This is a genomic window from Parasaccharibacter sp. TMW 2.1891 (assembly GCF_023337675.1).
GTDB classification, from domain to species: Bacteria; Pseudomonadota; Alphaproteobacteria; order Acetobacterales; family Acetobacteraceae; genus Bombella; species Bombella apis.
Map to the genome: position 1 here is coordinate 113,471 of NZ_QORT01000001.1, position 19,292 is coordinate 132,762.

Genomic DNA, 19,292 nt, shown 5'->3' on the forward strand with positions numbered 1-19,292 from the left:
GCAAAAGAACGGGAAGAAGCAGAGTGTTGCCTGTTTTTTATGGGTGGGTATGGCCGAGGGGACGGGGGCTGCCTATGGTGGTGCCCTGTCATGGGGTGGCTGGTCCAGTCCCGCCCATGTGGATTTTCTGAAGAGATTCGAGGAAGCTGTTTCATGTTCGAACGTCCCTCCGGCCGTACTGACGACGCCCTTCGCCCGGTTACCATCGAGACCGGTTTTTCCACTCATGCGGAAGGGTCTGCCCTGATCCGTGTCGGCGGGACGGAGGTGCTCTGCACCGCTTCCGTCGAGACACGGGTCCCGCCGTTCCTGCGGGGGCAGGGCCAGGGGTGGGTCACGGCGGAATATGGGATGCTGCCCCGTGCCACCCACACCCGTGGTTCCCGCGAGGCCGCCCGTGGCAAGCAGTCCGGCCGCACGCAGGAGATCCAGCGTCTCATCGGCCGTTCCCTGCGGGCCTGTGTGGACCTCAAGGCTCTGGGCGAGTGCATGATCACGCTGGATTGTGACGTGCTGAACGCCGATGGCGGCACACGTTGTGCCTCCATTACCGGGGCGTGGGTGGCTCTGGCCATCGCTCTGGAAGGCATGGGCAAGTCGAAGGCGCTGACGGGGCAGGTGGCTGCCGTGTCCTGCGGGCTGACGGATGCCGGGCCGGTGCTGGACCTTGATTATGCGGAAGACAGCACGGCACAGGCTGATACCAATTTCGTTCTGACCGCTGATGGCGGCATCGTGGAAATTCAGGGTACGGCAGAAGAACGACCCTTCCGGCCTGAAGAATTCCAGATTCTGTTTGGTCTGGCCCAGAAAGGTGCAAAGGAGCTGTTCGCCGTACAGAAGGAGGCCCTGGCCCGCAGGAAGGAAGGTGCATGATGAGCGGGCAGGATTCTGGCCGCCGTCTGGAGCGTGACAGTGAGATTGTTCTGGCAAGTCACAATGAAGGCAAGCTGCGGGAATTTTCTCTCCTGCTGGCAGAGAGCGGCATCACGGTCCGCTCGGCTGCCGAACTGAACTTGCCAGAGCCTGAAGAGACGGCTGCCGACTTTAAGGGCAATGCGCTCATCAAGGCGGAAGCCGCTGCCAGGGCAACGGGCCTGCCGGCACTGGCCGATGATTCCGGCTTCTGCGTGGCGGCATTGGATGGCAGACCGGGCGTCTATTCTGCCCGCTGGGCAGGCCCGCAGCGGGACATGACACTGGCGATGAACCGTGTGCATGAGGAGATGCAGGCCAGCGGGTCGGCTGACAAGGCAGCGTCGTTTGTGGTGGTGCTGTGTCTGGCATGGCCGGATGGGACGCATCGCTTCGTACGGGGTGAGTGTCGGGGGCAGGTCTCATGGCCACCGAGAGGGACGCATGGGCATGGTTATGACCCCATCTTCATTCCTGAAGGAGAAAGCCGCACGTTTGCCGAGATGGCCGAAACGGAGAAAAACCGCTTCAGCCATCGTGGGCAGGCGATGCAGCAGTTTCTGAAAGAGTGCGTAGCCTGACTGTAATAGTGGCTGTGTAGGGGATGGGTACGGCACCATTGATGGCTGTGCCCATCTTTTTTTTTGGCCATGGGAAACGTGATGGATGAGAGAAAAGTTAATTCACGTCTTCACATAGGTAATAAAATGAGATTTAATAAAAATAACTATTATTTAAAGTAATAAGTGAGCCGCTCATGCAGACAGGCAGGCCATCGTGGCGAGTGACGATGCAGGAAAGACCGGACCTGTCTCTGAGGTGTGTCAGCCTGTTGGGGCGGACGGGCAGGTTTTTGCGGTCCCCGGTAGTTCTTGCCGTACTGTCCGTTGCTGCAGGGCTGGGACAGGCGGAAGCGCAGGTCACTGAAAAGGTTCCCCCTGCCGTGGAGACCATGCCGGGAGCCGGGGTGATCGGCCAGCCACGCCGTGTCACGCTGGAGGAGAACCGGTCCCGCAAGCGGCATCAGGGAGACTGGGGAGCCTTCAACTGGGGGAATGGTGAATTTGCCGGGTTCGGGCCGGTTGGTGTCTACGGGGTCGCCCCCTGGGCCGAGGACTGGAGCAGCAAGAAAGACCCCAGGAATTACACGGATTTTCTTGATCCCCTGAAGGCCATCCGCCTCAATGAGTCGGGCAGCATCTGGCTGTCGCTTTCCGGTGAATCCCGGATACGCAACTGGTATGAGTCGAGCCCCATGCTGGGGACGGTGAACAGGCGTCATTCCGGCCGGTTTACGGTACGCAACCTGCTGGGGGCGGACCTTCACCTTGGCCCGCACTGGCGGATATTCGGGCAGCTGAACAATGGTGAGGCGGCCGGATGGAACTATTACGGCTATAATGCGACATGGCGGCGCAGGCTGGGGGTGCAGCAGCTCTTTGTCGGGTATGAGCGTAAACTGTTTGGTGCAAAGACCGGCGTGATGGTCGGGCGGCAGCAGTTTCTCGATGCTCCTTCATGGCTCGTCTACATGCGGGAAACTCCTAACGTCCCGCTTTCGTGGAATGGTGTCCGTGGCTATGCGCTGTGGAACCGGATCAGGCTGGACCTGTACAATTTTGTCGCTACACAGGTGACGAGGGATACCATCATGGGGGGCGGGTTTGATGATGGCACCCGCCTTTATGGGGGGAATGTCGGGATCGCCCTGCGGCCTTTTTCCATTGGGGAGGAGCAGGTCCATTCCTTTCTGGACCTCTTCTGGATGGGTTTCCGTGATGAGGGGAAAACGGCAGCCGTGGCCCGTTACAAAGGGTCGGAGGCGGGAACGCAGACACGACAGAATGGTGGCTTCCGCTGGTATGGTTCGGCACCGTCTTTCGAATATGAGCTGGGGGGCGTGTATCAGGGGGGACGGTTCCATCCCGGCACGTCATCCATTGCCAGCCGTCCCGTGAGTGCCTGGGCCGTGCGGGGCGTGCTGGGCTGGCGTCATTCCTCATCCTTTCTGCATCCCTTTCTGGGCGTGCAGGCGGAGGCTTACAGCGGAGGAGACAATCGCCGGAAAGAGGGAACCGTGGGCACGTTCTCGGCCCCGTTCTCACCCCGTAATGGAACGTTCGACCTGACACGCACCATTGCGAGGGCCAACATCGTGAGTGCCGGCCCGCTGGCCAGCATCGCACCCCGGCCTTTCATGAACATCCGTATCCGGGTGCCTTACCTCTGGAGGGAGAGCATGAATGACGGGCTGTATAATTCATCATCGCCCTTTTCTTTCCTTTCAGGGCCGAAGCTGCGGCAGGCCGGGCGGGCCGTGGGGTTGCAGCCGCAGGGGCAGGTGCAGTTCCAGCTTCAGCAGCACGTCAACTGGCAGATTGATGGGGGAGCGATTCTGCTGACACATCGCATGAGGCAGGCCGGGGGGAAGAACGGGACCTACATGCTCTCGACCCTCACGCTGCGTTTCTGAGTCCGCTGATAAATACGATTTAGTATTGTGAAAAAGAATGGCGGTCTCAGAGGCGATTTTCCGCCGTTTCCTGCCGGAGGTCAGGCTTCCTGATTCTCTGGAAAGCTCATAATGACATTCTTATATCCTGAAAAATTGATGATTTATCAAAAATCATCATTGAAGCACGTTAAATATGTAATTAGTTTCTTTCTTATCGTATTTTCCGAAGGGAGCAGATCACATGGCAATATCGGACGATGAGTTCCAGGCCCTGCCCCGGCAGGAAGACGTGGCTGCCTCGGAGGAGGAAACGGGCCGTGTACTGTCCTCCGTTCTGGCCCGTTTTCCGGGCCGTGTGGCGGTGATTTCTTCCTTCGGTGCCGAGTCTGCCGTGCTGCTGGCGCAGGTGGCGGCACAGGACAGAGCCGTGCCTGTCTTTTTTCTCGATACGGAGCGGCATTTCCCGGAAACGCTGGCCTATCGGGATGAGCTGACCCGTCATCTGGGGCTGGAGGATGTCCGCACCCTGCGCCCTGCCCGTGCCGAGGTGGAGTATCGGGACCCGGAGGGTCAGCTTGTGGCTTTCGACCCCGATGCCTGCTGCGCCCTGCGGAAGGTGGAACCGCTGGAGGTGGTTCTGCCGGAGTTCGACATCTGGGTGACAGGCCGCAAGCGGATGCAGGCGGCCACCCGGGCGGCCCTGCCCGTGGCGGAACGGCAGGAGGATGGCAGTGTGAAGCTGAATCCTCTGGCTGGCTGGAGCGAGGGGCAGATCGCCCGTTTCATGGAGGAGAAAGCCCTCCCGCCGCATCCGCTGGTGGCGCAGGGTTACCGCTCCATCGGCTGTGAACCCTGTACGAGGCCCGTGGGAGCGGGAGAGGACAGCCGTGCCGGACGTTGGGCCGGACTGGCCAAGACGGAATGTGGCCTGCATCGGCCCGTTTCCACACCGCCCGACGCCAATGTGGAAGAAATCTCAGCCGCTGCCCTGATTGCAGAGCGGCCCGCACGATAAGACCGGGCCGCATGGCCCATCAGGAAGGAAAGGGAGCAGTCATGGCTCTGGAAGACGCACATATCATGGATGGTCTGGACCAGCTTGAGGCCCAGAGCATCTTCATCCTGCGGGAGGCCTACCGCAAGCTGAAGCCCCTGGCCCTGCTCTGGTCACTGGGCAAGGACAGCAACGTGATGGTCTGGCTGGCCCGCAAGGCCTTCATGGGGCATGTGCCTTTTCCTGTCATGCATGTGGATACGGGCAAGAAATTTCCGGAGATGTATGCCTTCCGGGATGAGTACGTCAAAAAGTGGAATCTGGACCTTGTTCTCGGGGAGTGTCCCCCGGTCGAGGACATGGACCCCTCCCTGCCACCGGCGGCCCGGTCTGCGGCCCGCAAGACGGCTGGTCTGGCAAACCTGATCGACCAGCACAAATTCCGGGGTGTTGTTGCGGGCATCCGGCGTGATGAGCAGGCCACCCGTGCCAAGGAGCGTGTCTTCAGTCCCCGTGGTGCCGGTCACCAGTGGGATGTCCGCAACCAGCCACCGGAATTCTGGGACCAGTACGCCACGCCTTACGAGGAGGGGATGCATGTCCGTGTCCATCCGCTGCTGGCGTGGCGGGAGCTGGACATCTGGCGGTACATCGAGCGTGAGAAGATTCCGCTCGTGGACCTCTATTTTGCAAAGGATGGCAAGCGTTATCGCTCACTGGGCGATCAGGACATCACCAGCCCGATCGAGAGCAATGCCTCCACCGTGGCGGAAGTGATTGCCGAGCTGGAGACAAGCCGTACCTCCGAGCGTGCGGGCCGTGCCATGGATCATGAATCGGAAGATGCCTTCGAGCGTCTCCGTGTTGCCGGTTATCTGTGAGGGGACTTTTTCGATGACACAGACTCATTCACCATCATCGCAGGTCCGTCACGGTGTCAGCACGCCGATCGTGATCGTGGGCCATGTGGATCACGGCAAATCCACCCTGATTGGCCGCCTTCTGTATGATACGGACAGCCTGCCGGATGGCCGCCTCGTCCAGATCGTGGAAAGCAGCCGGAAGCGTGGTCTGGCCGTGGAGTGGAGCTTCCTGCTCGATTCCCTCCAGATCGAGCGGGATCAGGGTGTGACGGTGGATTCCACCCGCATTCCGTTCCAGCTGGATGGCCGGGATTTCGTCATCGTGGATGCGCCGGGCCATCGGCAGTTCCTGCGCAACATGATTACCGGTGCTGCCGATGCCGAGGCCGCCGTGCTGGTGGTGGATGCCGCCGAGGGTGTGCGGGAGCAGACACGCCGCCACGCCATGCTGCTGCGGCTCATCGGCATCAATCATGTGATCGTCCTGCTGAACAAGGCCGACAGCATCGGGTTTGATGAAGCCAGACTGAAGCAGGTGGAAGGTGACATCCGTCAGCTGCTGGGGCGGCTGGAGATCAACGTCAACCAGGTCATTCCGGCCTCGGCACGGGATGGCGACAATATCGCCACACGTTCTGAAAAGGCCGACTGGTACAGGGGGCCGACCCTGCTGGAGGCCCTGTCTCTCATCCAGCCTCCGGCATCCCGTCATGCCCTGCCATTCCGTATGCCGGTGCAGGACGTGTATCGTTTCGAGGGCATCCGCTATGTGGCGGGACGCATCGAGCGTGGCACGGTGCGGGAAGGAGACCGGCTGGAAATTGGCGGGCAGGGGCAGGAGGCCACCGTGGCCGAGGTCTGCCGCTGGCATGCTCCGCATCATCCTGTGGCCGGAGCTGGTGAATCCATCGCCCTGCGGCTGGAGCCTGATCTGGTGCCGGATCGTGGGGACCTGCTGTTCCCTGCCGGTGATGAAGCCGCAGCCCCGCTGAAGGCCGCCCGTCTCAGGACACGGCTGTTCTGGCTGCGTGGTGAGCCGCTGCGTGTGGGGGAGAGTTTCCGGCTGCGTCTGGCCACGGCAGAACATGATGTCACCGTGGCTTCCATTGATGCCGTGGTGGACCTTGATGATCTCAGCCTGAGTCCGGCGGATGAGGTGCCACCGGATGGCTTTGCCGAGATCACCCTCGCCGTGGCCCGCAACATCCTCTTCGATCCCTTTGCGCCGGGAATGCCGGACGGGCGTGGTGTTCTGGTGGACCGCCATCAGAAGATCGTTGGCGGTGCCCCGTTGATCGGTCCGGCGGCCCTGCCGGAGGGAGCCAAGGCCATCCATCCGACAGCCAGCGGCGTGAGTGATGCCGTCCGGGCTGGTCTGCGGGGGCATGGTCGAGCCGTGTTCTGGATGACCGGTCTGCCCGGTGCCGGAAAGAGCACCATCGCCCGCCATGCCGAGGAGGCCCTCAGCCGTGAGGGGCTGCATGTCACCGTGCTGGATGGCGATACGGTTCGCTCCGGCCTGTGCAGCGATCTTGGCTTCTCGCCGGAAGACCGGCGGGAGAATATCCGCCGTGTGGCCCATGTGGCCCGTATTCTGGCGGATGCCGGGCAGATCGTGCTGGTGGCTCTGGTCTCTCCGCTCATCCGGGACCGGGCGATGGCCAAGGCGATCATCGGGGAAGACTGGCACGAGGTCTTTGTGGATACGGCCCCCGAACTGTGCCGCCGCCGTGACCCGAAGGGCCTGTATGCTCAGGCGGAAGAAGGCCGGATTGCCGAGTTTACGGGTGTGTCTTCGGCTTATGAAGCACCGGAAAAGCCGGATGTTGTCGTCCCCGGTGATGGTGACGTGGCCCGGAGCGTACGGCACCTGACGGACGCCGTTCATAAGGTCGTGCGCTGACAGACGGTTCTGCCGGGCCTTCCTCCATGAGGTGAGGCCCGGCGGGTCCCGGTTTCTGAAAGAACATGGAACAGGAACCCGGTTTTTCCAGCAGGAAAATGCCGGTGGGGGAGGCTTTGTCTGAAAAAGGCTCTTTCCGTTCTGGGAGAAGGATAAGGTGATGGGGCATCTGGCTTATGTCATCTCCGGCGCATTGGTCGGGTTTCTGGTCGGCATGACAGGCGTGGGTGGCGGATCGCTGATGACGCCGCTGCTCATCCTGCTGTGTGGGATCCACCCCAAGGCTGCCGTGGGGACGGACCTCGTCTATGCCGCCGTGACGAAACTGTTCGGGACAGTCCTGCACAGGCGGTGCGGGCCGGTACGCTGGTCCATCGTGCTGTGGATGATGGCAGGCAGCCTCCCCGGTGTGGCGGTGGCTCTGCTCTGGCTGCGGCATCTGGGGTCGCCGCAGGAGATGGCGCATGTCATCCGCCTGTCGCTGGGCATCTGCCTGCTGGTGACGGCCCCGGCCATCCTGTTCCGTCCGACGCTTAAAGCGTGGGTGCTGCGGCATCAGCTGGGGGGACCGGTACAGTCACGGGTTCTGACGGTCGTGCTGGGTTTCGTGCTGGGCTGCATGGTCAGCCTGTCCTCCGTCGGGGCCGGGGCCATCGGCATGGCCGTGCTGGTGATGCTGTATCCGACCCTGCCCCTGCGTGAACTCGTGGCCATCGACATTGCCCATGCCATCCCCCTGACACTGATTGCCGGTGCAGGCCACTGGGTGGAAGGGGACGTCATGGTGCCGACCCTGCTGCTCCTGCTGAGTGGCTCCTTACCGGGCATCTGGCTTGGCACCCATTGCGCCGGGCGATGCCCGGAACGCTGGCAGCGGCTCATTCTGGGAACTCTGTTGTTGCTGATTGGCGTGAAGATGATCTGAGGAAAGGCCGGGACATGTCCCGGCCTTTTTTATAGGCACCGGAAAAGAATGGCTTCACATATGTTATGTTATAACATAACTTGCGATGAACAATCAGACCAGCATGACGAGGACTGGAGAACATCATGGTGATGATGGGACGGGGTGGAGCCATTTATGCGGTGTTGGCCCTGGTGGCGTCTGGCACGCTGTCTCAGGCAGCCCAGGCTGGTGATGTGGAGACGGGCGGGAAGCCGTCAGTCACATCCACGGGAGACCAGCCCCAGAATGGGGGGGATGGGTCTGTCCGTAAGGTGGACAGCAGGGAGGAGCATATTCACGTCACGGCCCGGCGGCTGGATCAGGCCCGTGCGGCTCTTCAGCCTGCCATCGGGGCCACGCAGACGAATTTTTCCCGCAAGGCCATCGAGGCCAATCCCGGTGCCGACAATGCCCCGCTGAACAGCATCCTGTTGCAGGCTCCCGGCGTGGCGCAGGACAGTTACGGGCAGATTCACATCCGGGGAGATCATAATGATGTCCAGTTTCGGCTGGATGGTGTGGCCCTGCCGGAAGGTGTGAGCGTTTTCGGGCAGGCTCTGATGACCCGCTTTGCCCATTCCATGAGCCTGACGACCGGTGTCCTGCCAGCGGAGTACGGCTTCCGGCAGGCCGGTGTGATCGACATCCAGACGAAGAACGGCGTGTCGGATGAAGGCGGAACCCTCTCCGGTTATGGTGGCGTGCGGGACTATGTGCAGCCTGCCATCCAGTATGGCGGGCATTGGGGGCAGTGGGATGGCTTCATCACGGCAGATGCCGTTCACAATCGGGTGGGGATCGAGAACACGACCCCCAGTTACAATGCCATTCACGACCTCTCCAACCAGTATCATGTTCTGGGGCATCTGCGGTATACTCTCCGGCCAGAGACACGCTTCAGCCTGACGGCGGGGCTTTCCAATGCCTGGTACCAGCTGCCCAACAATCCCGGCCAGCAGCACCAGTTTGCCACGCCGCTTTTCAAGGCGGACAATCGGCCTGTGCAGGAGGATGCGCCAGACAGCAGCCATCTGGATGAACACCAGCAGCAGATCACGGATTTCGCCATCCTCTCCTGGCAGGAAGACCATGAGAAGGTCAGTGCCCAGACATCCGCCATCCTGCGGTATAGTTCCATGCGCTACTCACCCGACTGGGTGGGGGACCTTGTCTATAACGGTCTTGCCCAGCAGGCAGCCCGGTCGGTGTTTTCCAGCGGTGTGCAGAGTGATGTGACATGGCACGTCAATCGCACGCATACCGTGCGGGGAGGTGTGCAGGCTTATGGCGAGCGTGCTGTGAGCAAGAGCAGCTCACTGGTCTATCCGGTTGATGAAGAAGGGACTGTCAGCCCCCAGACCGTGAAAGTGCATGATTCATCGGGCAAGACGGGTGCTTTGTACGGGGTCTATCTCCAGGATGAATGGCACCTTGCACGGTCTCTTGTCTTCAATGGAGGGGTACGGTTTGATGGTGTGGAGGAATATGTTCATGCCCACCAGCTCAGCCCCCGTGTGTCGCTGGTCTGGACACCATGGCATGGCGGGCGGTTTCATGTGGGATATGCACGTTATCTGACACCTCCGCCTTTCGAGACGATTGGCACGACATCTCTGGACCGTTTTGAGGGGACATCCGCCGCACCGGCCAACTATCAGAATGATCGTGTGAAGGCGGAGCGGGCCAATTATTATGATGTCGGCTTCATGCAGCAGCTGACACGCCATTGGCATGTCGGGCTGGATGCGTACTGGAAGCAGGCGAAAAACCTGATTGATGAAGGGCAGTTCGGCGCCCCTGTCATTCTGACAGCGTTCAATTATCACCGGGGCCGTGTCCGTGGTGTGGAGCTGACGACTGATTACAGCACGGGCCCCCTGACCCTCTACGGCAATCTGGCGGTGTCACGGGCCACGGGCAAGGAGATTACGTCAGCCCAGTGGAATTTTGACAGTGACGACCTCCATTATATGAGGAATCACTGGGTCCATCTGGATCATGACCAGCTGATCACGGCCTCTGCCGGTGGCTCCTATGCTTTTTTCCACGGGACGAATCATCCCCTCCAGTTTTCGGGCACCATGATTTATGGCAGCGGCCTGCGGAAGGACAGGGAAACAGCCGAAGGTACCATCCCCAATGGGGCGCATGTGCCGCAATATGTCACCTTCAATCTGGGGCTGGTGCAGGCGTTACGGCATATGCCCTGGCTGGGCGGACACACCATGCAGCTGCGGCTGGATGTCATCAACCTGTTCGACCGGCGATACATGTTGCGTGATGGCAGTGGGGTCGGTGTTGGTGCCCCGCAATATGGTCTGCGGCGCAGCGTGATGGGGGGCGTTGCCTTGTCCCTGTGACGATGGAACATCATCACAGGGCTGCCATCCTGTAGAGATATGGTTGGGTGGTTTCTTTTTGGTGGGTTAGCCCTTACCCTTGGCATGACGCCATAGCGGCCGGAGTGTCAGGGACAGGGATTGCATGAGGAAGATACTTTTTACATCGGGCATCGTACTGGCCTTTCTGGGGTATGCGTTTTTTTCCATCAGTGATGCCTGCTCCAAGGGGTTGGCCGGGCGGCTGGACCCGTTCGAGGTAGCGTTTTTCGGCGGTGTGTTCGGCCTGTTGATCGTTCCGCTGCTGAAGCGCCCGAATGAGTCTTATCGGGCGCTGGTGTTGTCCAGTCATCCGTGGCTCTGGCTTGTGCGGGCGGCGGCGGTCTTCGTGGCCACGGCAGGAAGTGTGGAGGCCTTCATGCTTCTGCCCATGCCAGAAGCCCTCTCCCTGATGTTCCTGATGCCGTTTTTCGTCACCATCGTCTCCGTGCTGTTCCTCAAGGAACAGGTGACGGGATGGGCGTGGCTGTCTGTCCTGCTGGGTTTTGCAGGTGTGATGATCGTGCTGCGCCCCGGTGTGAAGGCGCTTCAGTTCGGGCATCTCTGTGCCATTGTGGTGGCCATGGCTTCGGCTGTCAGCGTGATTGCCTACCGTTTTGCGGGCAAGGAAACATCCCGCCTGACGCTGTACGGCTCCAGCCTGTGCGGGCCGCTGGTGGGGGATGGCATCCTGATGGTGCAGCATTTTGTCGTGCCACATGGGGTGAATGAATGGCTGCTGCTGTTTGGCTACGGGTTTCTGGCCGCAGCCGGGCAGCTGCTGCTCATGCTGGCCGCCTCCATTGCCCCGGCCAATCGTGTGGCCCTGCCGCAATACAGCCAGATGGCCTGGATCGTGGCTTTCAGCTACTTCATTTTCAACCAGCCCGTGGACATGTGGGATGGTATAGGCATTGCTGTCGTTACCCTGTCCGGAATGTTGAACTGGCTGCGGCAGAAGATCCGTTTCGAGAAGATGCTGCATCGTGGCTGGTGGTGGCGGCGCAAGCCTACACCGGAGGTCATTGCCGCCACTCCTGCTGCCGTCATCACCCCGCCGCTTGAGGACAAGCCCCACGAGTGAGGGGAAGCGGGGCCTCGTGACAGGCCCCGGTGACCGGGATTACTCGTGGAAGGTATCCAGGTCTCCAAAGCGGGTGAATTCACCTTCAAAGTAGAGATGGACAGTGCCGGTCGGCCCGTGGCGCTGCTTCTCCAGAATCAGCTCGGCCTTGTTGTGGACGAGCGACATCTTCCGCTGCCATTCTTCCAGGGCGATCTGGTATTTGTCCGGACTGGGGAAGGAGGCTTCCTTGGGTTTGCGCTGTTGCAGGTAATATTCGTCACGATAGACGAACATGACAGCATCGGCATCCTGCTCGATGGAGCCGGATTCACGCAGGTCGGAGAGCATCGGGCGCTTGTCGTCACGGGATTCGACCTGACGGGAGAGCTGGGAGAGCGCAATGACGGGCACTTCCAGCTCTTTGGCGATGGCTTTGAGGCCCTGCGTGATCATCGAGATTTCCAGCACGCGACTGTCCGGTCTTGTGCCAATGGCCGGGCGCATGAGCTGGAGATAGTCCACCACCACGAGGTTCAGCCCATGTGTGCGGGCCAGCCGGCGGCAGCGTGTCCGCATGGCGGAGAGGGAGATGGCTGGTGTGTCGTCAATATGCAGGGGCAGGCGTTGCAGCTCCGTGGCAACCCGGACGAACCGGTCGAACTCCTTCGGCCCCACATCGCCACGGCGGATGCGCTCGCCTGATACCTCGGCCTGTTCGGAGAGGATACGGGCGGCCAGCTGTTCGGAGGACATTTCCAGTGAGAAAATGGCCACACTGCCACGGGGTGGCTCACCTTTTTCTTCTGCCTCCCGCAAGAGGGACTGCGCTGCGGAGAAGGCGATTTTCGTAGCAAGGGCGGTCTTGCCCATGGCAGGACGGCCAGCGAGGATCAGCAGGTCGGACGGGTGCAGGCCACCGGTTTTCTTGTCGAAATCCCGCAGGCCAGAGGTCAGCCCGACAATGTCGCCCGTATGCTGGTAGGCCTGGTCGGCAATGTCGAGAGCCTTCTTCAGGGCCTGGGAAAATACGAGAAAGCCGCCTTCCTGTCCCTTGTCCGTTGCCAGGTTGAAGAGGGCTTCTTCCGAAGCGGAAATCTGTTCCGGCCCGTCCAGATCAGGTCGGGCACCGTGAGCGTTATTGACGATGTCCGTGCCGATGCCGATCAGCTGGCGGCGGACCCAGCAGTCATGGATGACCTTGCCATAATCACGGGCATTGACGATGCCCACCATGGCATTGAGCAGTTTGGCCACATAGTCAGCCCCTCCGGCTGCAGCCAGAATGGGGCTGGCCTCGAAGTCGCCCCGCATCGTGATGATGTCGACGCCTCCCTTGCCGCCATTACGCTCGATGCGTTGCGTGATCATCTCATAGATGTGGGCATTGACGGCATCGGCAAAATGGGAGGGGTGCAGGAAGTCCGAGACGCTCTCATAAGCCTTGTTGTTGGTCAGGATGGCCCCCAGAAGGGCCTGCTCCGCTGGCAGGTTGGCAGGTGGAACACGCTGGAGCATTTCATGGAGGCTTCCGCCGGGTTCCGCTGCGGGGCTGGGTTGGGGGGCAGGGGACTGGTCGCTCATGCTGGTCCGTTTCGCTCTGTCATTGGGGTGTGTCCACACAGTGGCAGGGTGCGGACGGGGAAGGGGGAAAGTGTGATCCCCTTTCAGTGTGGGGAGGCGCCATCCAGCGCCAGGGCGCAGCCTGCCAGATAGAGGCTGCCGCAGATCAGGACTCGGGCTGGTCTGTCCGTGGGGCTGGCGCTGTCACGCAGGCGTTTCAGGGCGGTGCGTATGTCCGGCCCGGGCAGGGCTGTGCCGCCTGCCGCCGCTGCGGCTTCCAGAATGGTCTGGACAGGCATGGCCAGGTGCTGTCCGTCTTCCGCCACAGCCTGTATGGAGGTGGCATGGGGGATCAGGGGGCGCAGGAACCCCTGCACGTCCTTGCTGTCCTTCAGCCCGACGATGAGATGCAGGGGCCGGTCCTGCCATGTTTTGAGAACATCGGCCAGAACGGTACCGGCCCCGGGGTTGTGGCCACCATCCAGCAGCAGTTCCCAGCCTGGGGGCATGTCATGGGTAAGGGTGCCATGCAGCGTCTGGAGGCGGGCAGGCCAGCATGTGCTGGCAATGCCGGCAAAGGCCGTGTCTGGCAGGTTCAGGCCGGCATGGCGGAGAGCTGCCACGGCCAGGGCCGAATTCTGTGCCTGATGGGGACCATGCAGGGCTGGAGCAGGCAGTGTCAGCTTTCCGGCCTCGTCCTGATAGAGCAGGCCGTCCTGTCGCGGCGTGATGGTGAATTCATGGCCCAGCCGGTAAAGTGGGGCTTCGTGGGTTCTGGCAATCTCTGCGATGGCTGCCATGACATCATCCGGCTGTGGAGCCACGAAGACCGGCACGCCCCGCTTGATGATTCCGGCTTTTTCCCGGGCAATGCCTGCCAGATCATCGCCCAGAAAGGCCTGATGGTCCAGGCTGATGGAGGTAATGATGCAGGCCCGGGCCGTGGGGATCACGTTCGTGGCATCAAACCGGCCACCAAGCCCGACCTCCAGAACCAGAAGGTCAGCCGGAACACGGGAAAAGAGGAGGAACCCGGCGGCTGTCAGTACCTCGAAGACGGTGATGGGGGCTCCATCATTGACCTGTTCAATTTCTTCCAGAGTGGCCACGAGCTGATCTTCACTGACAAGCTGTCCGGCCAGACGGAAGCGCTCTGTCACGTCCAGCAGGTGCGGGCTGGTCATGACATGGACCTTCAGTCCCGCAGCTTCTCCAATGGCTCGCAGATTGGCACAGGTGCTGCCTTTGCCGTTGGTCCCGGCAACATGGATGGTCGGTGGCAGGGACCGTTCAGGATGGCCGAGGCGGGCGAGCAGGACTTCCAGCCGGTCCAGAGAGAGGTCGATCAGCTTGGGGTGCAGTTCCTGGAGGCGGCGTACTACCGCCCCGGTCCGCCCGTGGAATTCACTTTGCGGGGTGCTGGTCTGCTGGCCTGTTGCCATGATTGCGTAATCCGGTTGTCTCAGGGGGGGACGGCAGGAGAGAGGCATCGTCCCGCCCTGCTGTCAGCCGCAGGGCAGCAGGGCAGGGACACGTTCAGGAAGCCCGGGCAGCCTTGGCGTCCCCGTTGGCGGCGGGGGACAGCATCCCGATCAGACGCCCCAGAAGGGCAGGGAGTTCGGCACGGCTGGCAATGATGTCCACCATGCCGTGGTCTTTCAGATATTCGGAACGCTGGAAGCCTTCCGGCAGTTCCTCACGCACCGTGTCACGGATGACACGGGGGCCGGCGAAGGCGATCAGGGCATTGGGTTCAGCGATGTGGATGTCGCCCAGCATGGCGAAGGAGGCGGACACGCCACCCGTCGTCGGGTTGGTGAGGACTACCAGATAGGGCAGCCCGGCCTCACGCAGCATTTCCACGCCGATGGTGGTGCGGGGCATCTGCATCAGGCTGACAACCCCCTCCTGCATCCGGGCCCCACCGGAGGCCGTGAAGATGATGAGCGGTGCCTTGCGCTGGATGGCCTCCCGGCAGGCTGTCAGGAAAGCCTCCCCAAGGGCGCTGCCCATCGTCCCTGCCATGAACTCGAAGGCCATGACGGCCACGACGGCTTCCCGCCCGTCGATCCTGCCATGGGCGACAAGCAGGGAATCATCAAGCCCCGCCTTGGAGCGGGCAGTTTTCAGGCGGTCCGTATAGCGTTTGGAGTCCCGGAAATGCAGCGGGTCGGCCGGGACGGCGGGCAGGTCGATGGTGGTATACTGGCCATCATCGAAGGTCCATTTCATCCGCTCATGGGCTGTGGCACGCATATGGTGCCCGCAATGGGGGCAGACCTTCTTCTTGCGGACCAGCTCCTTGGTGAGCATCATCTGCGAGCAGGATTCACAGTTGGTCCAGAGATTGTCTGGCACATCCCTCTGTAACAGGCTCCGCAGTTTGGGACGGACATGTTCGGTCAGCCAGCTCATGGTGTTCTGTTCACTCTCCAGCAGTGGTGCATCATCAGGTGGACCCGGGCCTGCCGGAGGGCCATCGGAGTGGTGCATCCCGGTACGGGGGCACCATGGCACTGGCCGGAAGGGGGGCTTCATGGTCGGGCGACTTTATCCGGGCTTGCCTGAAGATGCCAGCTTTCTCTTCACCGGCTGTGTGACTTCCTGCCCAGCGGGAGGGTTTTCAGGGCTGGAATGGCGGTAGAGGGCTGTCTGTCTTCAGGGGGCGGAGGGCGATGTAGGATTTCACGTGGCCGATCGTGTCATGCGCCAGCAACTGGTCTGTAACGAAAGTGGAGAGGCTCGGCAGGTCTTTCGTCACGACCTTGAGGATGTAATCGGCATCACCGCTGACGGCATGGGCTTCCTGGATCATGGAGGTACTGTTTATGAGGGCCTGGAAGCGTTCGAAGGCCCCGGCAGCATGGCCCTTCATGATGACCTGGACGAAGGCCATCACGCCCAGCCCCATGGCCTGCTGGTCCAGCGTGACACTGTACCCCCGGATGACACCGGCCTTCTCCAGCAGGAGTCGGCGGCGGGAACACTGGGACGGTGAGAGGCCGATGGCCTCGCCCAGCTCCCGGTTGGTCAGACGCCCGTTGCGGTGCAGGGCGGACAGGAGCTTCCAGTCAAGATGGTCCATGATGTGCGCTTTCATGCGTGATCCGTGCGGAGAAGGGGGCATGATAGATCATATTTGCACACAGATTGCATATATATTGCAGTATGATCGAGGGCCGAACGGGGTTTCGTGCGAGGCGGGTATTCTGCCTGTACGGGAGTACGCCCTCTTCACAGGTTTTAGGAATTTGTTCATGCGCATGCAGATCGGGGCCTATCTGGCCCGCCGCCTCGTCGAGGCAGGAATCAGCCATCTTTTCGGTGTTCCGGGGGATTTCAACCTTTCTTTTCTGGAGCAGGTGGAGGCTGATGCGTCCCTGACCTTCGTGGGGAACTGCAACGAGCTGAATGCCGCCTATGCCGCCGATGGCTATGCCCGCACCTCCGGCCTGTGCGGCCTGGTGACGACCTTTGGCGTGGGTGACCTCGGGGCCATCAGTGGCATTGCCGGGGCCTATGCCGAGCGTGTTCCGTTCGTGCACATCACCGGGATTCCACCGCTTCATGCGGTCGAGGGGCGTGCCCTGCTGCATCATACGCTGGGTGATGGCGGGTATGGCAACATCGGGCGGTGCATGGCGGAATATACGGTCGCCCAGGCCCGCCTGACGCCGGAAAATGCCGTGGAAGAAATCGACCGTGTCCTCCAGACCTGCTGGCGGGAGCGGCGGCCTGTCCATCTCCAGCTGCCATCCGACATCACCCATCTGAACATCGAGGTGCCCGAAGAGCCGTTCCGTTTTGCCCTTCCGCAGGGTGATGCGGAACAGGTGGCCCTGGCGGCCGGGCACATCGCCACACGTCTGGCTGCGGCCCGCTCGCCGGTGATGATTCTCGATTCCGATGCCGACCGCTTCGGCGTGGCCGGGCAGATTGCTGTGCTGGCGGAACGCTGTGCAATCCCCTGTGTGGCGGCGGCTCCGGCCAAGGCCGTGCTGGATGAGACAGCCCCCTACTATCTGGGTGGCTATGTGGGTGGGGCCAGCCGCCCGGACATCAGGGAGCTGGTCAGCCAGTCAGACTGCGTGATCGGGGTCGGCCTGCGTTTCACGGAGCTCAACACGGGCTTCTTCACGCATGAGATCCGCCCGGAGGCGTTCATCAATCTTCAGGCCCATGATGTGAGCCTTGCAGGCCGGTCCATTCCGGCTGCCCCTGTCGGGGCCGTGCTGGAGGCCCTGCTGGCGCAAGTGACGCCGTCTTCCCGTACGCTGCCTGCCCGTCCGGCGGATTCTGCTGCGTCCCTGCCCGGTGAGGCGGCGGACCGGCTGACCCATGCGACCCTCTGGCCCCGTGTGGCCCGTTTCCTGAAGGAAGGGGATGTCGTGGTCGGTGAGGCGGGGACGAGCAACACCGCCCTGCTGGGCACGCCTTTCCCCCGGAACAGCCATTACATTTCCCAGCCCATCTGGGGGGCCATCGGCTATACCCTGCCAGCCCTGTTCGGCTCCCAGCTTGGCAGCCCGGACCGGCGGCACCTGCTCTTCATCGGTGATGGTTCCTTCCAGCTGACAGCGCAGGAGCTCTCCACCATCCTGCGGCATGACCAGAAGCCCATCATCTTCCTGCTCAACAACAGGGGCTATACGATCGAGCGCCTGATTCTGGGGGAACATTCCCGGTACAACGACATTGCCAACTGGCGTTATGCTGACCTGCCCCGGGCGTTCGACCGGGAGGACAGGGCCCTGTCCCTCGTGGTGGAAACGGTCAGCGATCTGGAGCAGGCCCTGAAACAGGCAGAACAGGCCGACCGTGCCGTGTTCATCGAGGTCCTTCTGCCGGAGATGGATGCTCCGGATGCCCTGAAGAGATTTGGCATGGTTGTGGCGGATTATGATTACGGCCCGCAGGGCCCGCGCAATGCCAGCATGAAGACCAGTGCGAAAGAAGGATGAAGCAGTCCATGTTCCAGTCTGTTGAACTGTCTCCGGGAGATCCCATCCTGTCGCTGGTGGAGGACTTCAAGCGGGATGACCGGGTGAAGAAGGTCAATCTCAGCATTGGCCTGTATTATGATGAGGCAGGTCATGTCCCGCAGCTGGCCTGCATCCGCAAGGCGCATGAAAGGCTGGCCAGCCAGCAGGACAGGCCGGACCTCTACCTGCCGATGGAAGGTCTGGCTTCCTACAGGCAGGCTGTCCAGCACCTGCTGTTTGGCTGTGGCAGCGAGCCGGTGCAGACCGGCCGCATCGCCACGGTCCAGAGTCTTGGTGGGTCTGGCGCACTGAAGGTCGGGGCAGATTTCCTGCACCGCTATTTTCCGCAGGCCGAACTGTGGGTCAGTGATCCGACATGGGAAAATCACATTTCCATTTTTGCCGGAGCCGGTTTCAGGACACAGGCCTATCCCTATTTTGACCCGGCAACGGGCGGTGTGAATTTTGAGGCCATGATGGCCTGCATCCGCCAGATTCCGGAACATCATGTCGTCCTGCTTCATCCCTGCTGCCATAATCCGACAGGGGCCGATCTGACGGCTGACCAGTGGGATGAGCTGATCCCTGTCCTGAAGGACCGGAAGCTGATCCCGTTTCTGGACCTTGCCTATCAGGGGCTGGGTCATGGGCTGGAGGCAGACGTGTATGCCGTGCGGGCCATGGTGGATGCGGGGCTGGAGTTCCTGCTCAGCAATTCGTTCTCCAAGATATTTTCCCTGTATGGGGACCGCATCGGGGCCCTGTCGGTCGTCTGTCGGGATGGTGATGCGGCAGAGCGGGTGCTGAGCCAGCTCAAGGTCACGGTGCGGCGGAACTATTCCAGTCCGCCCGTCCGTGGGGCGCAGCTTGTGGATGCCGTTCTGGGAGATCAGGCCTTGGCGCAGCTCTGGCGGGAGGAAGTGGCAGCCATGGGGGCCCGCATCCGTGTGATGCGCCAGAGGCTTCATGAGCAGCTTTCCGCCCGTTTGCCGGGGCAGGATTTCCGGTACCTGCTGAAGCAGCGTGGCATGTTCAGCATGATGAAGCTGTCACCCGCTCAGGTGGACCGTCTGCGGGAGGAGCATGGTGTCTATGTTCTTCGCAGTGGCCGTGTCTGCATGGCGGGGCTGAATGAGCACAACCTGCCGCCTGTTGTGGAGGCTCTGGCCGCCGTTCTGGCTGGTGTGTGAGGAGGAGAGGCCGGGGGCAGGGCATGAAGGCCCGCCCCCG

15 protein-coding genes are annotated in these 19,292 nt (G+C 61.6%); 11 read left to right on the forward strand and 4 right to left on the reverse strand.

Annotated features, from left to right (window positions below; all coding sequences use genetic code 11):
• Positions 1-153 precede the first annotated feature (153 nt).
• From rph to DTJ15_RS00530, 9 genes are all read left to right on the forward strand, one after another.
• Positions 154-876, forward strand: a complete 723-nt coding sequence (rph, locus tag DTJ15_RS00490; protein ID WP_043558726.1) for a ribonuclease PH — start codon at positions 154-156, stop codon at positions 874-876.
• Positions 876-1,496: an RdgB/HAM1 family non-canonical purine NTP pyrophosphatase gene (gene rdgB, locus DTJ15_RS00495; protein ID WP_249109601.1), complete on the forward strand. Its 621-nt coding sequence runs from the start codon at positions 876-878 to the stop codon at positions 1,494-1,496. Before rph ends, rdgB begins: the two co-directional genes overlap by 1 nt.
• 272 nt (positions 1,497-1,768) lie before the next feature.
• A complete protein-coding gene (locus DTJ15_RS00500; RefSeq protein WP_249109194.1) occupies positions 1,769-3,388 on the forward strand; it encodes an alginate export family protein in 1,620 nt (539 codons plus the stop codon).
• A 223-nt stretch (positions 3,389-3,611) separates the two neighbouring features.
• Positions 3,612-4,385 carry a phosphoadenylyl-sulfate reductase gene (locus tag DTJ15_RS00505; RefSeq protein WP_081562500.1) on the forward strand — a complete coding sequence of 258 codons (774 nt, stop codon included), beginning with the start codon at positions 3,612-3,614 and terminating at the stop codon, positions 4,383-4,385.
• Between the two features lie 65 nt (positions 4,386-4,450).
• Positions 4,451-5,245 carry a sulfate adenylyltransferase subunit CysD gene (cysD, locus tag DTJ15_RS00510; protein WP_043558821.1) on the forward strand — a complete coding sequence of 265 codons (795 nt, stop codon included), beginning with the start codon at positions 4,451-4,453 and terminating at the stop codon, positions 5,243-5,245.
• Between the two features lie 13 nt (positions 5,246-5,258).
• Entirely contained in the window at positions 5,259-7,130 is a 1,872-nt protein-coding gene (gene cysC / locus DTJ15_RS00515; RefSeq protein WP_043558723.1) for an adenylyl-sulfate kinase, read from the forward strand.
• A 160-nt stretch (positions 7,131-7,290) separates the two neighbouring features.
• Positions 7,291-8,055 carry a sulfite exporter TauE/SafE family protein gene (locus tag DTJ15_RS00520; RefSeq protein ID WP_043558721.1) on the forward strand — a complete coding sequence of 255 codons (765 nt, stop codon included), beginning with the start codon at positions 7,291-7,293 and terminating at the stop codon, positions 8,053-8,055.
• A 131-nt stretch (positions 8,056-8,186) separates the two neighbouring features.
• Positions 8,187-10,436, forward strand: coding sequence for a TonB-dependent receptor domain-containing protein (locus DTJ15_RS00525; protein WP_193599767.1), 2,250 nt, complete (start codon positions 8,187-8,189; stop codon positions 10,434-10,436).
• A gap of 124 nt (positions 10,437-10,560) precedes the next feature.
• Positions 10,561-11,538, forward strand: coding sequence for a DMT family transporter (locus tag DTJ15_RS00530; RefSeq protein WP_052348948.1), 978 nt, complete (start codon positions 10,561-10,563; stop codon positions 11,536-11,538).
• A 39-nt stretch (positions 11,539-11,577) separates the two neighbouring features.
• Here the strand turns inward: DTJ15_RS00530 and DTJ15_RS00535 are convergent, their stop codons facing one another.
• The 4 genes from DTJ15_RS00535 to DTJ15_RS00550 all read right to left on the reverse strand — a co-directional run bounded on the left by DTJ15_RS00535 (position 11,578) and on the right by DTJ15_RS00550 (position 16,180).
• Positions 11,578-13,035 carry a replicative DNA helicase gene (locus DTJ15_RS00535; protein ID WP_227431429.1) on the reverse strand — a complete coding sequence of 486 codons (1,458 nt, stop codon included), beginning with the start codon at positions 13,033-13,035 and terminating at the stop codon, positions 11,578-11,580.
• A gap of 149 nt (positions 13,036-13,184) precedes the next feature.
• Positions 13,185-14,522, reverse strand: a complete 1,338-nt coding sequence (locus tag DTJ15_RS00540; protein ID WP_086431743.1) for a folylpolyglutamate synthase/dihydrofolate synthase family protein — start codon at positions 14,520-14,522, stop codon at positions 13,185-13,187.
• A gap of 94 nt (positions 14,523-14,616) precedes the next feature.
• Positions 14,617-15,495: an acetyl-CoA carboxylase, carboxyltransferase subunit beta gene (accD, locus tag DTJ15_RS00545; RefSeq protein WP_081563350.1), complete on the reverse strand. Its 879-nt coding sequence runs from the start codon at positions 15,493-15,495 to the stop codon at positions 14,617-14,619.
• 208 nt (positions 15,496-15,703) lie between these two features.
• Positions 15,704-16,180 carry an Lrp/AsnC family transcriptional regulator gene (locus DTJ15_RS00550; protein ID WP_227431405.1) on the reverse strand — a complete coding sequence of 159 codons (477 nt, stop codon included), beginning with the start codon at positions 16,178-16,180 and terminating at the stop codon, positions 15,704-15,706.
• A gap of 157 nt (positions 16,181-16,337) precedes the next feature.
• Between DTJ15_RS00550 and DTJ15_RS00555 the strand changes: the two genes are divergently transcribed.
• Together DTJ15_RS00555 and DTJ15_RS00560 are read left to right on the forward strand one after the other, a co-directional pair.
• A complete protein-coding gene (locus tag DTJ15_RS00555; RefSeq protein WP_249109196.1) occupies positions 16,338-18,041 on the forward strand; it encodes an alpha-keto acid decarboxylase family protein in 1,704 nt (567 codons plus the stop codon).
• A gap of 8 nt (positions 18,042-18,049) precedes the next feature.
• Entirely contained in the window at positions 18,050-19,252 is a 1,203-nt protein-coding gene (locus tag DTJ15_RS00560; RefSeq protein ID WP_103765776.1) for an amino acid aminotransferase, read from the forward strand.
• Positions 19,253-19,292 lie beyond the last annotated feature (40 nt).

What these genes read in the sequence shown, in the direction of transcription:
- rdgB (WP_249109601.1), top strand. Translation starts at nt 876, where the DNA reads ATGAGCGGGCAGGATTCTGGCCGCCGTCTGGAGCGTGACAGTGAGATT.
- accD (WP_081563350.1), bottom strand. Translation starts at nt 15,495, where the DNA reads ATGAGCTGGCTGACCGAACATGTCCGTCCCAAACTGCGGAGCCTGTTA.
- rph (WP_043558726.1), top strand. Translation starts at nt 154, where the DNA reads ATGTTCGAACGTCCCTCCGGCCGTACTGACGACGCCCTTCGCCCGGTT.
- DTJ15_RS00520 (WP_043558721.1), top strand. Translation starts at nt 7,291, where the DNA reads ATGGGGCATCTGGCTTATGTCATCTCCGGCGCATTGGTCGGGTTTCTG.
- DTJ15_RS00505 (WP_081562500.1), top strand. Translation starts at nt 3,612, where the DNA reads ATGGCAATATCGGACGATGAGTTCCAGGCCCTGCCCCGGCAGGAAGAC.
- DTJ15_RS00525 (WP_193599767.1), top strand. Translation starts at nt 8,187, where the DNA reads ATGATGGGACGGGGTGGAGCCATTTATGCGGTGTTGGCCCTGGTGGCG.
- DTJ15_RS00555 (WP_249109196.1), top strand. Translation starts at nt 16,338, where the DNA reads ATGCGCATGCAGATCGGGGCCTATCTGGCCCGCCGCCTCGTCGAGGCA.
- DTJ15_RS00535 (WP_227431429.1), bottom strand. Translation starts at nt 13,035, where the DNA reads ATGCTCCAGCGTGTTCCACCTGCCAACCTGCCAGCGGAGCAGGCCCTT.
- DTJ15_RS00550 (WP_227431405.1), bottom strand. Translation starts at nt 16,180, where the DNA reads ATGAAAGCGCACATCATGGACCATCTTGACTGGAAGCTCCTGTCCGCC.
- cysD (WP_043558821.1), top strand. Translation starts at nt 4,451, where the DNA reads ATGGATGGTCTGGACCAGCTTGAGGCCCAGAGCATCTTCATCCTGCGG.
- DTJ15_RS00530 (WP_052348948.1), top strand. Translation starts at nt 10,561, where the DNA reads ATGAGGAAGATACTTTTTACATCGGGCATCGTACTGGCCTTTCTGGGG.
- DTJ15_RS00540 (WP_086431743.1), bottom strand. Translation starts at nt 14,522, where the DNA reads ATGGCAACAGGCCAGCAGACCAGCACCCCGCAAAGTGAATTCCACGGG.
- DTJ15_RS00560 (WP_103765776.1), top strand. Translation starts at nt 18,050, where the DNA reads ATGTTCCAGTCTGTTGAACTGTCTCCGGGAGATCCCATCCTGTCGCTG.
- cysC (WP_043558723.1), top strand. Translation starts at nt 5,259, where the DNA reads ATGACACAGACTCATTCACCATCATCGCAGGTCCGTCACGGTGTCAGC.